The following is a 14,291-nucleotide window of genomic DNA, read 5'->3' on the forward strand; positions in this document are numbered from 1 at the left end:
GCATCCTCCCAGGCCCGTTGACAGCAAGACGGCTACTGCGGCGGCCGTAGGCCACGTCCGACCCTTCCGCTTGCCCGCCCTTGAAACGCCACTGGATCCGACCACAATTTCCCCCAAAAAAAATCATTCGTAGCCGGGCCGCGGTGGCGGTCGACCAAAAGTGAGCCTAGTTGATGGACTCCTGCCTGTTTACCGCCCGATTCAAGGAACGCTTGATGCGTCGGATATTTCCGACATATATTGTCCTGGTGCTTCCCGATGTCTTTGCCGCCGTTGCCAACCGGGCCCGGCGCATCATTCTGGACGAGCTCCGTCAGGGATCCAGGACGGCCGGTGAACTCACCGGTCTGCTGGACCTTAGCCGCCCGGCAGCGTCCGAACACCTTGCCGTGCTCCGCGAAGCGGGGCTGGTGCGGGAGGAGCGGCAGGGCAGGAACAGGGTTTATCACCTCCAGCCTGCCGGGCTTGCCGAGATCGGCGGCTGGGTGAAGCACTTCGAGCACTACTGGAACCAGCGGCTGGACGCGCTGGGAGACCTTCTGGATGAGGAGAATCCGTCATGACCGAGAATGCTATCCGGCTGGAACGCCGCTTTCCGCACCCCGCCACGGCGGTGTGGGCCGCATTGACCACGCCGGAACTGCTGGCCCGCTGGTGGGCGCCCGGCGACATCGCACCCGTGGTGGGCCACCGCTTCACCATGGACATGGATGTGTGGGGTCATCAGCAGTGCGAGGTCCTCACCGTGGACCCGGGAAAGTCCATCAGCTTCCTCTTCTCGGAGGGCATACTTAACACCACCATCACCTGGCGGCTTGAGCCGGCCGACGGCGGGACGATCCTCCACCATGAACACGCAGGATTCCGCCTCGACACCCCCATGGGCAGGCAGGCCATCGAAGGCATGGGCAACGGCTGGCCGGGCCTGCTGGCCCGGATTGACGGGATTCTCGCCGACGTCCCCTGACACCCAATGGAAACGGACGACGGCGGGACGCGCCCGCCGTCGGCCGTTTCCATTGGCTCCTACTGCCCGTTTACTGCCGGACAGCGAAGGGTAACGATGGAGTATGACTGATTCCGGAGCTGGCGGCGCCAACGACCCCTTTGACGGCAACGACGAGATCGTGGCCGGAACCGAGCACCATGAGACGCCTGAACGCATTGCCGAGGATGTTCGCCACGACATCCAGCTGGGCCATGTCCAGGACGATGTGACACACGTCCTTGAGGAGCGCTTTGAGGAAGCGGGCATTGAGGCCCGGCCCGAGGAAGTGGAAGATCTCGCGGAAGAAATTGAGCGGGACGCCTCAAGCTGACTCCTGGCTTCGACGCCAGGGAGCAGGTGTTTGGCGAAAGCCGGGCGGGCCTGAAACGGCGGGTAACGACCTGGACCAGTGTGCTGGCCGTGTTGGGCACATGGCTCCACTGAGTCATACCGGTGGTCCAGGTGGCCCGTCCCCGGGCGGCGCGTTCCCCGCTTAGGGCCAGTCGGCCCGGATAAAGCGGATGGGACTCTTGAGTGTGAGAAGGCAGTCAGACGTCCACTCGGCAACGTTGCCTTGTGAGTCCATGGAATTCGGCGCTGCCACCTGCTGCGTGTCCTGGATTGCGGCGTCCTGAGGACCTTCACCAGTGCTATTCATTTATCCCCCTTGGCAAGCATGTGTGCCACACTAGGCAGCCTGCAAAGCCAATGGAAGAGCATTAATCCACTTGCAGGATAAACTTGGCAAATCTTGAGGATGGTTTCCATGCTCCCCGCTTCCCGCATCTCAAGTTCACTTCCCGGCTCGTTCGAAAACAGCGCCGAAGAAGGCCGCCTGCGCGTCCGCTTTGGTCTGTGTTTCCGATTGGGAAGCCGTCCGGCTGCTGGCCTCGATGGACAAAGTCCCCCTGCGTGCTCCGCTCTGGACGTGCCACTCCCCGGTCCCGTCGGAGAGCTGATAAGCCACGGCGTAGCTGGAGTCGGCCGGGATGGTGGTGGTAAGGGCGGAAACCGATGACCAGGGCCGGCTGCCGCCGCCGAATGATTGTTCCTCAATAGTGGTGCACCCGCGAAGCCGCTCTGCCCGGGAGTCAAACGGATACGGTGCCGCCATTGCCGAAGGCATGCTGATGACGGTGAAGTCCGTGTAGTCGATTTTGCTGACCCCGTGGATCTGTCCCTGCCCGGTTACAGACCCCAGCAGCGAGGCCATGTAGGACTCCTCATTGAAAGAGCATGGACTGTCGGGCGGCCGTGAAAAGCCAGTGGGTGTGGAGCCAGGAGGTAAGGCGAGCACCCTGGCCTGGGGCAGGCTCACCGGCTCCGCGTTGGGACCGGTGATGCCCTTGAAGAGGGCCACCATCTGGTCCGGCGACAGGGAGTTTGGCGGCGGCGCTGCCACTGAGGGAGCGCCCTTCCGTGCCTGGTCAATGAGCTCCCCGGCAAGTCCGGACATGGCATCAAGGGCCGGCTTCGCTTCCGACTCCGAGTTGAGATTTGCCACTGCGAGGCTGAGGGTGACGGACAGCGTCCCGTCCAGGACCCGCAGCCCCACGGAGCCGATATCGCCCGGGCCCTTCGGCTTGGTGACCTGCATGAAGGCGTGCTGCTTTTCTGCGATGGTGGGAGCTGCAAGCAGGTGGAGGGCATACGTGGAGCTTTGGCCGGACGCCGTATAGGTCAGGTCGAACTGGCTGCAGCGGGACGCCAGGTCATCCGGGTAGCCGAAGTCAGCCTTGGCGATAGCGTCCCTTTCCGCGCTCCGCAGGACAACCATGACAGTGCTCGTGGGAGTGGACTGGCCGCCCGATGGAGGGATAATGCCTTCCGCAAAAGCGATGTCTTTGTCTGCCCACCGGGAGAAGGGTTCCTGGGGGAGGAAGACAAGGCAGTTCGCGGGCGCTGTTTCCATCTTGGTCGGGGCAAAGGACCCGCTTACGGCGCCGCTTCGAAGGGAGGTCGAATCATGGGCTGGCGGAAAGGACATATTGCGGGAATGGTTCACGGTGTTGATGATGGCCGCGAGTTCCGCATCAGAGAAGGGCTTGGACGGCGACGCCGCGGAACCTGAACCCGTGGTTGGTGATGCTTGGGCCAGCGTCGTGCTGGCGGCGGGGCTGCTGCCCGGAGTGGTGGTTCCGGAGGAACATCCGGCCACGGCGAGCAGGACGGCCGCGATGCAGCCGAGCCGGCGCCGGCTGTTCCTGCCCAGAGCGGTAGCGCTACATTTCGCGACTCCCCGAGCAGCCATCGGCGGCCTCCTTTGCCAGCACCAACGCTAGGCTTCCGCCGGTGGACCAGCTAGGGCCGTAGGGCCCGGCCAGGTGCCGTGCCGCCCGGAACGGCAACGGCTTCGGGGGCAATCAGCGGGAGGGTTTCCAGCCGCGTACCCGGCCCCGAAATCACCAGGACATGCCGGGCCGTTACGCCCTCCAGGGCCGTTGCCACCTGCCGGATGACCTCCTCCACCCCGGGTGGAAGGACTGACGACGGTGGAAGTCCGGCGCCGTCGTCGTCCGCCCTGAGCCAGGTGCTCACCCTGGCGCCGCCGGTGGCATCAGCAATGCCGCGCGCCAAAGCGTCGGGGTCCACCGCGCCCGGAGCGTAGCCGCTGATCAGCGTGACCTGGTCAATCACCCGCTGGTGCACCGGGGCCGCGGCAGCAAGCAGGGCCCGGTCGTGCCGCCACAGTGCAAAGTGGTAACCCGCCACCAGCCCGGCGGCCACCAGGAGTCCCAATGGTGCCCGGACGCGGTCCAGAAGGCTTCCCCCTGACACGTCGCCCAACAGGAATTCGAACAGCCGGTAGCCAATGACCAGCAGCGTAATGAGCGCCACCACCGCGCTGACACCGAAAAACGCCACCAGGTAGAGGCGCCGGCCGGGGGGAATGTCGTCCGCCGTCCGCGGCTGGTGCCTCGGCTTCCAGGCCAGCCACCAGGCAGGCGCTCCCACCACCAGTGAACTGATGCCGCCCAAGAGCAGGGTGCGCGTCGCCCCGCCGGCCAGCGGCGACACCGCAGCCGCCAGCAACGCGTTAACCACGACCCCCACGCCGGACGCCGCTGCGGCAAGCGCCACGGCGGAGGTCACCAGGAGGCTGGCGCGGCGGGTCCGGGTGGACCGGTGGACGGACACGGTGCGGTGGTACCGCCACACCAAAGCCCCGATGACGGCGGCCGCGATGGCCGGGGCGAGCGGTTCGAGCAGATCGTTCATGGGCTCGCTGCGGTCGAACGCCAGCCGCAGGAGGACAAACAGGATGACGCCCAGCCCGGCCAACGCGGTGATGCCGGCGACGAAGATTCCTACGGCGATGATGGTGACGTCCACCAGTGCTGTCTGGAAGCGCCGCCCGCCTTCCCTGAACCAGTGCCACCACCACACCACCGCGCCGCCGGTTGCCCAAATGAGTGACCGGAGAATGGGAAACCACCAGGGTTCGAGGGTGGCGGTGGACATGAAGCCTCGGATGGCGACGTCCAGCAGTGCGCCGAGGGCGGCAATCGCCGCGCCTGCGCCCAGCAGCAAGCCAAAGACCCACCCGATGAGCACCCGGATATCGTCGAGATGCCGCGGGGATTTGAGCGGGTGCTTCCACATCCACCGGTGCCACCACCAGATGGCTCCCCAGACAAGGCCGTTGGCCAACGAAGACGACCAGTCGTTTCGTTCCATGCCAATCAAGGCAGCGGCCATATTCAACAGTGATGTGGTGGCGATGATGAGGGAGATTGCGTATATTCCGGTCAGGTAGAGCCCCCAGCCGGCGGCTGTCCGCTCCGCCGCGTCGTCAAGCCTCTTCCATACGAACCACCACAGCAGCAATGCCAGCGGGCCGCCGATCAGGGTGAAGGCCAGGGACAGGGCCAGCCCGGCGACGTCGCCCGCGGCGAGGGTGGACGCCGTCCGGAAGAGGCGTTCCAGCAGTCCGCTGAGGCCTGACGCCGTGATGACCACCAACGCAAACAGCAGGACGTAAAGGATCAGCCGGCGGAGGGTGGCCAGGCCGCTGGCTGGCGCGGGGGCCATGGTGGCTGCGGGCGCCGTCATGGCTTCACCGGCATTGCGGTGCAGGCCATCAGGGGATACGGCACCTGATCAATCATCCACTTCCCATTCACTTTAAGGAGCACGAAGGTCTCCTCCATCTCATACTCCGACGGGCCGAACGGTCCGCCCTGTGATGACTGGACGATCGAAACCCTCACGGTGGCTGAATCGGCGCGCTCCGTCGTCGAAATGAACACCACCCGGGCGGGGCGTGGCTCGCCGGAATAGGAGCCGCCGCACCTGCTCCGGGCGCCTGGCGTGAGGAAGGACTCTGCGGTGGGAATGTCGCCATCGATCACCGCCTTGCTGTACTGCTGGACCACACCGGCGGGGCTGGACTTATCCAGCGGGGCCGGCTCACCCCGGGTGAACACCACAGCAAGTGCAACAACCACCAGAACCACCACCACGCCCACAAGCGCGAGCAGGATGCGGTCCGGTTTTCGCGCTGCAACGTCCATGGCGCAAGTATGCGGCAGAGGCGGGTTTTTGGCCCGTGTCTTAGGACCCGTCTTCCGCTGGCATTCGCTCGTGTCAACGACGTTGCAACAGATGCAACGGCGTGAAGGAGGGCGTGCCCTCCTCGTGGTGTAGTGCAATGGTGCTGCCATTGGTTAGATACGAGTCGGAAATCTGCGCGACACCTATTGACTGTGGCGCACGTCACGGCCTATCTTGAAACAACCACGTTGCAACAGATGCAACTCCTACTTTCACTGGTGGTTCCATTGAGTAAAGAATCAACCTCACCCCTCGCAGGAGTCGTTGCCAACGACGACAATGCTCCTGCCCGGACAGGGCATGGCGTGGACAATACGGTGCCCAGCAAAGACGTACGACGCCGGGTGGTCACCGCGAGCTTCATCGGCAACTTCGTCGAGTGGTTCGACTACGCCGTGTACGGCTACCTCGCGGCCGTCATCTCCTCCGTCTTCTTCCCCGAAGCCGACCGTCAGACCGCACTCCTGGCAACTTTCGGCGTCTTCGCCATTTCCTTCTTCGTCCGTCCCCTGGGCGGCTTCTTCTGGGGCCATATCGGCGACAAGCTGGGCAGGCGCAAAGCCCTGTCACTGTCCATCGTCATCATGTCCGTCTCCACCTTCTGCATCGCCCTCATCCCGGGCTACGCCACCATCGGCATGCTGGCTCCGCTCCTGCTGCTCCTGGTCCGCGTGGTCCAGGGTTTCTCGGCAGCCGGCGAATACGCAGGCGCCTCAGCCTTCCTGGTGGAATACGCGCCGGCCAACCGCCGCGGACTCTACGCCGCGGTGGTGCCGGCCAGCACTGCAGCGGGCCTGCTCCTGGGCTCCCTGATCGCTGCGCTCCTCAGCTCGGTGCTCAGCACCGAACAGTTGCACGAGTGGGGCTGGCGGCTGCCGTTCCTCCTGGCGGCACCCATGGGCCTGATCGGCCGCTACATCCGCACCAAGCTGGAAGACACTCCTGCCTTCCGCGCCCTGGCTGACCAGGAAGAATCAACGCCCAAAGCCCCTGCCCTGGACATGTTCCGGACCTACCGCAAACAGCTGGTCATCGCGTGCGGCGCAGTGCTGCTCAACGCCGTCGGCTTCTACGTCATCCTCAGCTACATGCCCACCTACCTCTCCGAGGAACTGGGCTTCGGGTCCACCGAATCCTTCCTGGCCACCACCATCGCCTTGGCCAGCTACATCGGCTTCATCTTCCTCACCGGCATCGCATCAGACCGGTTCGGCCGCAAGCGCATGCTGATCACTGCCTCCGTGCTGTTCATGCTCCTGACCGTCCCGGCCTTCATGCTGCTGGACACCGGCAACTTCCTGGTCATCGTCCTGGTCCAGATCCTGCTGGGCGGCATGCTCACCCTGAACGACGGAACCCTGCCCAGCTTCCTTGCCGAGCTGTTCCCCACCAAGGTCCGGTACAGCGGCTTTGCCGTCAGCTTCAACCTCTCCAACGCGCTGTTCGGCGGCACCGCGCCCTTCATGGCCACCCTGCTGATCGGCTTGACCCAGAGCAAGCTGGCCCCCGGCTGGTACCTCGTGGCCGCCTCCGCCGTGTCCCTGGTGGCTGTGCTGTTCGCCGCCGAAACGTCGCGGAAGCCCCTCAAGCACCTCTGAGCAACCAGAGGCCCGTAAACCAACCTCGCTCACGCAAACCAACACCAACTGCAGCAACAGCAGCTGGCACCCATTAGAAAGGCACCACCCCTGTGACTATCACCGCCGATAACGCCTCATCCATCGCCGAACTCGAGCGCCTCAAGGTCCTCCACATTGGCTCCAAGGGCAAACTCACGTTCTCCGACGCAGAGTTCGAGCGCCGCCTGGGCGGGCTCCGCCGGATCATGGCCGCCAAGGACCTGGACGCCGTCATCCTCACCAGCTACCACGGCATCAAGTACTACTCGGACTTCCTGTACACCACGTTCGGCCGCAACTACGCCCTGGTGGTCACCGCGGACGACTCCGTCACCGTCACCGCGAACATCGACGCCGGCATGCCGTGGCGCACCTCCTACGGCGAGAACATCGTCTACACCGACTGGCGCCGCGACAACTTCTACTTCGGCCTGCAGGAGGCCCTGCGCCAGCGCGGCGTCAAGGCCTCCCGGCTGGGCGTCGAGGACGACTTCCTCCCGGGCCTGACCCGCGAGAAGATCGCCGCAGCCTTCCCGGGGGCAGAACTCCTGGATGTTTCGCAGGACGCGATGCGCCAGCGCATGATCAAGTCCGCCGAGGAAATCGAGGTCATCAAGCACGGCGCCCGCATCGGCGACCTGGGCGGCGAAGCCATCCGCAACGCCATCCGCGAGGGCATCACCGAGTACGAGGTGGCCCTGATCGGCACCGAGGCCATGGTGCACGAGATTGCCCGCACGTTCCCGCACCGCGAGGTCCGCGACACCTGGGTGTGGTTCCAGTCCGGCATCAACACCGACGGCGCCCACAACTGGGCCACCACCCGGAAGCTGCAGCAGGGCGACATCCTCTCGCTCAACTGCTTCCCCATGACCTCCGGCTACTACACCGCCTTGGAGCGCACGCTCTTCCTGGGCCAGCCGGACGAGCGGTCCCTGGAACTGTGGAACATCAACGTGGAGGTCCACAAGCGCGGCCTGGAGCTCATCAAGCCCGGCGCTGTCTGCAAGGACATCGCCGCCGAACTCAACGAGATCTACATCAGCCACGGCCTGCTGGCCAACCGCACCTTCGGCTACGGCCACTCCTTCGGCGTCCTCAGCCACTACTACGGCCGCGAAGCCGGCCTGGAACTGCGCGAGGACATCGACACCGTGCTGGAACCCGGCATGGTGGTGTCCATGGAGCCCATGATCACGGTGGCCGACGGCCTGCCAGGCGCCGGCGGCTACCGCGAGCACGACATCCTGGTCATCGGCGACGACAACACCGTCGAGAACATCACCAAGTTCCCGTTCGGCCCGGAACACAACATCATCCAGGGGTAACCAACTGAACAGCCAAAGCGGCGCCGTGTACCACGGCGCCGCTTTCGGCGTCTGCCGTCACCGATAGGGAAAGATGGTGTCCACCATGACTCCTGCAACAACCTCCGACAGCAACGGCAGCGGCACCAACGGGGGGACGGACGCCAAAGGCGCGTCCGTCGTCGTCAATGCCATCGCCGTCCTGCGCACCTTCACGGCCGACGAACCGCTGCTGGGCGTCACCGAAATCGCCAACCGGGTGGGCATGCACAAGAGCAGCGTTTCCCGGATCCTGGCCACCTTCGAGCAGGAAAACCTGGTGGAACGGGACCCGGAAACCAAGCGGTTCCGGCTGGGACTGGGGCTCATCGCCGTCGCCGGACCGCTGCTGGCCGAGATGGAGGAACGGCGCGTGGCGTACCCGGTCCTGCGGCAGTTGACCGAGCAGACCGGGGAGACCAGTGCGCTGATGCTGTGGAACGGGGACGAGGCCATTTGCGTGGAGCAGATCGCCAGCCACCATCAGATCAAGCACACCACGCCCCTTGGCGCGCGCTACCGGGACGCCATGAGCGCCTCCGTCCAGGTGTTCCTCTCCACCCTGCCGGCCGAGCGGGTGCGGGAGCTGCTGCGCAGCGGAACCATCACCTTCCCAGGACTGGACGACGCCGGGCTGGCGGCTTACGAAGCCAGGCTCGAGGACGTGGCGCAACGGGGATGGGCGGGAAACTACGGCGAATCGTCCATGGACGAGGTGGGCGTAGCCGCCCCCGTCCGGGACCACCGCGGCGATGTTGTGGCTGCCGTCCTGATCCCGGCACCGCGCTTCCGGGTGTCGAAAGAGCAGTTCGAGAGCCTGGGCGAGGCCTGCGTAGCCGCCGCCGGCAAGGTCACCAACCGCTTGGGCGGCCGGCCGGCAAACTGACGCTGGCAGGTCTGTACAACCACTGCTGGCCCACGGGAGACTGGCGCCATGCGCAAACTGGCCTTTGGCATGAACGTGAGTCTGGACGGCTACATCGCCGCGCCCGGTGACGACCTCGGCTGGAGCACACCGAGTGACGAGCTGTTCCAATGGTGGTCCGACCGGGTGGGGTCGACGGGACTGGCACTGTATGGGCGCAAACTATGGGAGACGATGAGCTCACACTGGCCCACCGCCGACCAGCAGCCGGGCGTCACACCGGCGCAGGTCGAGTTCGCCCATCGCTGGCGGAAGATGCCGAAGGTGGTTTTCTCCTCCACGACCCGAACAGTCGACTGGAACACCCGCCTGGTCACCAGCGACGCGGTCACGGAGATCAGCCGGCTTAAGGCCGGCGACGGCGGCTCCATGGACATCTGCGGTGCCACCCTTGCCGCCGCGGCCATGCGGGCCGGGCTGATCGACGAGTACGCGATGGTCACCCACCCGGTCCTGGTAGGCGGCGGCACACCGTACTTCACAGCCCTGGACAACTGGGTGAACCTGAGCCTGGTGGAGACCCGGACGTTCCCCGACGGTGTGGTGCTAACGAGGTACGAGACCAAGCGCTGAGCGCCCTGCGGCCAGTTACGGCAGCCCGGCCATCCGTGCCGCCAGGTGCAGCGCCGCGAGCCGCCCGGTGCCCCGCGGGTCGCCGCCGCACAGCTCGAAAATCCGCTGCAGCCTGTGGTGCATCGACTGCCGCTCCAGGTGCAGTTCCCGCGCGGACTGCGCCGTGTTGCAGCCTGAGTCCAGCCACACCTGCAGGGTCTCCAGCAGCTGGGACTGCCGCTGCGCATCATGCTCCAACACTGCGCGCAGGTGCCGGTTGACGAACGCCTCGCGCGCCGAGCCGTCCAGACAGGTCAGGGAGAGGCTCTCCACGGCGGCGTCGTCGGCGTCCACCACCACCAGGCCGCGGGCCGGAAACCGCCTGCGCGTCGACGCATTCCGGCGCCGGATCTGGCGCACCTCCAACGTGCGTCGGGCTTCGGCCAGGGACCAGGCAGCGTCAGCCACCCCACCCGCCACCGGACCCACGGCGATCACCGCATCATGATCCCCTTCCAGACCGCGGAGCGATTCCAGTAGCTGCCGCCGTTCACCGGCAGTGTCCGTGCAGGGCAGGCCGATCATGACCACCAGTTCGGCGTCGTCCAGGTACGCCGCGCACGGAATGCGTTGTGAGCTCAGGAAGGTTTCGACGGTGCCACGCAGCTCCTGCGGTGATGCCGCGTGGATAGCTGCCACCACGGCGGGGGAGTCAATGGGGAAGCCGGCAGCCGGCGCGAGCTGCTCCAGGCGCCACTCCGGGGCAGAGTGGAGCACTGCCCGCATCAGTTCGGCGCCGGCCAGGGCATGCAGCCCGGGAGGGGTGTGCTGCAGCAGCGCCAGGCCCAGGATGTCCACGGCGCGTTCCCCCGCCACCTGCGCCAGGGCCAGGTCCGCAGCATCCGGCACACGCACCTCCAGCCGGCCCATGAGGACCCCGCGCACAGGGATGTCCACGCTGACCACTGTTTCGCCGGCCACCTTGGAAAACGCGTCCTGCCCGCCTGACTCCGCATCGCCGTCGTCCTCCCAATCCTCCGGCACGGCGCTGCCCATGGTGACTCCCCACGGGGAGGTGAGCGTCACGGCGGAACCGGTGATGCCTGCCAGCACGCCCAGGATTTTGTCGAGCGAGGCGCCGTGGGCCAGCTCGGCAGCCATGGCGCGCGTGCCGGCGTCGGCCTGCTGCAGGTGCCCCACGGACTCGCTGACCAGCATGGAATTGATGGCCTGCATGACGCCCACAAAGGGCACCACCTTGCGCAGCTCCACCACTGGTAGGCCGAATTCCTCGGCCTTGGCAAGCATGCCGGCCGGGATTTCCGGCAGGGCGCCGCCGGTCTCGATGGCGAGCGCCGCAATGCCGCGCTGGGCCAGTTCGCGCACGTATTCTTCGCGTTTGGCCGGCGTGGCCGTGGCCAGCGTAATCCCGCCGCAAAGCAGCAGTTCGCCGCCCCGGAGCAGGGGAGCGATGTCCAGCACCTCGCTGGAGTGGACCCAGCGGACCGGCTGCGCGTCGGCCACCGCACCCAGCGGATGGACCAGGGGGTCGGCGGCGGCAAGGGCTGGGTGGGCGAGTATTTCGCCAAGAAACACTGACACGACGTTCCGTAACGTAGTAGGAGGATCTGCTCGACACATCGTATCTTGTTACTTGTGATGGGGGCCACATAGCCTTTTGGTACTTATCCACCTCACGGAGGCCCCCATGCAAGAAAAGCTTTCACCAGCCACGCACGGCCAACCCGCCCAGGGCACGCAGGACCACAACGTCGTGGACCACGAAGCCTGGCTGCAGCCCATCCCTGAATCAGCACGAACACGCAAGGTATCCGGCCAGTTCTGGATCTGGGCGGGCGCCAACCTGGCACCCATCAACTGGGTGCTGGGGGCACTCGGCATCCAGTTGGGACTCGGACTTGCGGACACCGTCACCGTCCTAGTCCTGGGCAACCTGATCGGCATGCTGCTCTTTGGCTGCTTCGTCCTCCTGGGCCGGAAGACCGGCGCCACCGGCATGGTCCTGGCCCGGGCGGCGTTCGGCCGTCGCGGCAACTACCTGCCGGCCGCCATCCAGGCCCTGCTGGTCATCGGCTGGTGCGCGGTCAATACCTGGATCATCCTGGACCTGGTCATGGCGCTCTTCGGAACCCTCGGCTGGGTTGACCCTGACGCCCCCAACTACGGCTGGAAGATCGGCGTCGCCACCTTCATCATGGCCCTGCAGGTGGCCATCGCCTGGTTCGGCTACAAGGCCATCGCAGCCTTCGAAAAATGGACCGTACCGCCCACCATCCTCATCCTGGCCGTCATGTCCGCCGTGGCCTGGTTCGGCATGGACATCGACTGGGGCTACGCCGGACCCGCCGGCGCCATCCTGGAAGGCTCCGAGCGCATCGCCGCCATGAGCGCCGTCATGACCGCCATCGGCATCGGCTGGGGCATCACCTGGTTCACCTACGCCGCTGACTACTCCCGGTTCGTCAGCACCAGCGTCCCCAAGAAGAAGGTCTACCTGGCCTCCGTGCTGGGCCAGTTCATCCCCGTGGTGTGGCTCGGTGTCCTGGGCGCAAGCCTGGCCACCAACAGCGGGGAAATCGATCCCGGCAAACTGATCGTCCTGAACTTCGGCGCCATGGCGCTGCCGGTGCTGCTCATGGTGCTCCACGGCCCCATCGCCACCAACATCCTGAACATCTACACCTTCTCCGTGGCCACCCAGGCCCTGGACATCTCCATCAGCCGCCGCAAGCTCAACCTGTTCGTCGGCGTCTTCTCGCTCGCCGCCGTCGTCTTCTTCATCTTCCAGGAGGACTTCGCCGCGGTGCTCGACGCCTGGCTGATCGGCCTGGTGGCCTGGGTGGCCGCCTGGGGCGGAATCATGCTGGTGCACTACTTCTGGCTGGACAAGCGCTGGCCCGGTGAGCCGGAGCGCCTGTTCGACGGCGTGGGCACCAAGCGGCTGCCCGGCGTCAATTGGGCGGGCATCATTGCCCTCCTGGCCGGCATCTTCGCCACCTGGCTGTTCATGTACGGACTGATCCCCATCATGCAGGGCCCCATCGCAGTGGCCCTGGGCGGCTGGGACCTGTCCTGGCTGGCCGGCGGACTGACCAGCGCCGGGGTGTACGCCATCCTCGGGCCGCGGCAGCACATCCGCTACCTGGCCCTGGAGCCCCGCGCCGCACAGAAGGCGGATGCCGCTCCCGGAACAGACGGCACGGCGGCGGAGAGCTCGCCCGCCCTTCCCGCCCTCTAGGCAACCCCACCTTCTTCCCCCACACCTGGCGGGTGCACTGCGCCCGCCAGAAAGGATTTCCCGTGAACCAGCCCGCCATCGCGGACGCCCTGCATCCCATCACCTGGCCGGACGGCGCCAAGGCCGCCGCATCCTTCACCTTCGATGTGGACGCCGAATCCTGCACCATTGCCCACGATCCCAGCAGCACCCGGCGGATGTCGCTGATGAGCCACCAGTCCTACGGCCCGAAGGTCGCGGTGCCGCGGCTCCTGGCGATCCTGGCCCGCCAGGACATCCGGGCCACCTTCTTCATCCCCGGCTTCACCGCCGAGTCCTACCCGGACGTGGTGCGGCGGATTGTGGACGGCGGGCACGAGGTAGCGCACCACGGCTACCTGCACGAACCAATGCAGGGCATCGACGCCGCCACCGAAGCCGACTACATCGACCGCGGCCTGGAAGCCCTGGCCAAGGTGGCCGGAGTCCGGCCGGTGGGCTACCGGGCGCCTTGGTGGGAACTTAACTGGCACTCCCCGGGGCTGCTGGCGGACCGCGGCTTCCTCTACGATTCCAGCCTGCTCGACGGCGACGCCCCCTACCGCTTCGCCGTTGCCGCGGACGATCCCCGGGACATCGTGGAGATTCCGGTGGACTGGACCCTTGACGACTGGGAACAGTACGCCTTCTACCCCGGCGTGACGGGCAGCGGCGTCATCGAAAGCCCGGGCAAGGTCCTGGAGATGTGGGCCCTCGAAGCCGAGGCCCACCACTCCCAGGGCAGCTGCTTCGTGCTGACCAACCACCCGTTCATCTCCGGCCGGCCGTCCAAGGCGGTGGCGCTGGAGCAGCTCATCGAGCGGGTGAAGTCGATGGACGGCATGTGGGTGACCACCATGGAACAGATTGCGCTGCACACCAAGGCCACGGTCACCGAGGTCCACACCCACGCGCGGATTGACGTGCCGGTATTCCCGGGCGCGGGTGCGCAGTTCAAGCCGGCTGTGGTGCGGCAGGGGGTGCTGGCCTAGCGTCCGCGGGCAAGGAAGCGGCCGGTGGTGGATCTCCC

At 66.1% G+C, this 14,291-nt stretch carries 13 protein-coding genes; 9 read left to right on the forward strand and 4 right to left on the reverse strand.

Going from position 1 to position 14,291, the window contains the following annotated elements:
• The first annotated feature begins 215 nt into the window (after window positions 1–215).
• The 3 genes from ASG86_RS02715 (at window position 216) to ASG86_RS02725 (ending at window position 1,319) form a co-directional block, all read left to right on the forward strand.
• The gene (locus ASG86_RS02715; RefSeq protein WP_056329909.1) at window positions 216–563 is read left to right on the forward strand and encodes an ArsR/SmtB family transcription factor; all 348 of its coding nucleotides are present in this window, start codon (window positions 216–218) and stop codon (window positions 561–563) included.
• A complete protein-coding gene (locus tag ASG86_RS02720; protein WP_056329911.1) occupies window positions 560–967 on the forward strand; it encodes an SRPBCC family protein in 408 nt (135 codons plus the stop codon). Before ASG86_RS02715 ends, ASG86_RS02720 begins: the two co-directional genes overlap by 4 nt.
• 103 nt (window positions 968–1,070) lie before the next feature.
• Window positions 1,071–1,319, forward strand: a complete 249-nt coding sequence (locus tag ASG86_RS02725) for a hypothetical protein (protein WP_056329914.1) — start codon at window positions 1,071–1,073, stop codon at window positions 1,317–1,319.
• A gap of 462 nt (window positions 1,320–1,781) precedes the next feature.
• Here ASG86_RS02725 and ASG86_RS02730 read toward each other — a convergent pair whose 3' ends face one another.
• Genes ASG86_RS02730 through ASG86_RS02740 form a run of 3 tightly spaced genes read right to left on the reverse strand, consistent with a single transcriptional unit; the run spans window position 1,782 to window position 5,502 of the window.
• Window positions 1,782–3,239: a hypothetical protein gene (locus ASG86_RS02730; protein WP_056329917.1), complete on the reverse strand. Its 1,458-nt coding sequence runs from the start codon at window positions 3,237–3,239 to the stop codon at window positions 1,782–1,784.
• A 50-nt stretch (window positions 3,240–3,289) separates the two neighbouring features.
• Window positions 3,290–5,041 carry a DUF5671 domain-containing protein gene (locus ASG86_RS02735; RefSeq protein WP_056329920.1) on the reverse strand — a complete coding sequence of 584 codons (1,752 nt, stop codon included), beginning with the start codon at window positions 5,039–5,041 and terminating at the stop codon, window positions 3,290–3,292.
• Window positions 5,038–5,502: a hypothetical protein gene (locus tag ASG86_RS02740; protein ID WP_056329924.1), complete on the reverse strand. Its 465-nt coding sequence runs from the start codon at window positions 5,500–5,502 to the stop codon at window positions 5,038–5,040. Before ASG86_RS02740 ends, ASG86_RS02735 begins: the two co-directional genes overlap by 4 nt.
• A 267-nt stretch (window positions 5,503–5,769) precedes the next feature.
• Here ASG86_RS02740 and ASG86_RS02745 point away from each other — a divergent pair, with 267 nt between their 5' ends.
• From ASG86_RS02745 to ASG86_RS02760, 4 genes are all read left to right on the forward strand, one after another.
• Window positions 5,770–7,140 (forward strand): MFS transporter, encoded by a 1,371-nt coding sequence (locus ASG86_RS02745; RefSeq protein ID WP_056329927.1) that lies wholly within the window; start codon window positions 5,770–5,772, stop codon window positions 7,138–7,140.
• Window positions 7,141–7,232: 92 nt separating this feature from the next.
• Window positions 7,233–8,489 (forward strand): aminopeptidase P family protein, encoded by a 1,257-nt coding sequence (locus ASG86_RS02750; RefSeq protein WP_056329931.1) that lies wholly within the window; start codon window positions 7,233–7,235, stop codon window positions 8,487–8,489.
• A 73-nt stretch (window positions 8,490–8,562) separates the two neighbouring features.
• On the forward strand, window positions 8,563–9,393 hold the full coding sequence (locus tag ASG86_RS02755; RefSeq protein ID WP_056329934.1) for an IclR family transcriptional regulator: 831 nt from the start codon (window positions 8,563–8,565) through the stop codon (window positions 9,391–9,393).
• A 48-nt stretch (window positions 9,394–9,441) separates the two neighbouring features.
• Window positions 9,442–10,005, forward strand: a complete 564-nt coding sequence (locus tag ASG86_RS02760) for a dihydrofolate reductase family protein (RefSeq protein ID WP_056329938.1) — start codon at window positions 9,442–9,444, stop codon at window positions 10,003–10,005.
• A gap of 15 nt (window positions 10,006–10,020) precedes the next feature.
• Here ASG86_RS02760 and ASG86_RS02765 read toward each other — a convergent pair whose 3' ends face one another.
• Window positions 10,021–11,586, reverse strand: a complete 1,566-nt coding sequence (locus ASG86_RS02765; RefSeq protein WP_056329940.1) for a PucR family transcriptional regulator — start codon at window positions 11,584–11,586, stop codon at window positions 10,021–10,023.
• A gap of 106 nt (window positions 11,587–11,692) precedes the next feature.
• Between ASG86_RS02765 and ASG86_RS02770 the strand changes: the two genes are divergently transcribed.
• Window positions 11,693–13,243, forward strand: a complete 1,551-nt coding sequence (locus ASG86_RS02770) for a purine-cytosine permease family protein (protein ID WP_056329942.1) — start codon at window positions 11,693–11,695, stop codon at window positions 13,241–13,243.
• A 62-nt stretch (window positions 13,244–13,305) separates the two neighbouring features.
• On the forward strand, window positions 13,306–14,253 hold the full coding sequence (locus ASG86_RS02775; RefSeq protein WP_056329945.1) for a polysaccharide deacetylase family protein: 948 nt from the start codon (window positions 13,306–13,308) through the stop codon (window positions 14,251–14,253).
• The last annotated feature ends 38 nt before the right edge of the window (window positions 14,254–14,291 follow it).

The sequence above is a fragment of the Arthrobacter sp. Soil764 genome (genome assembly GCF_001428075.1).
GTDB lineage: Bacteria > Actinomycetota > Actinomycetes > Actinomycetales > Micrococcaceae > Arthrobacter.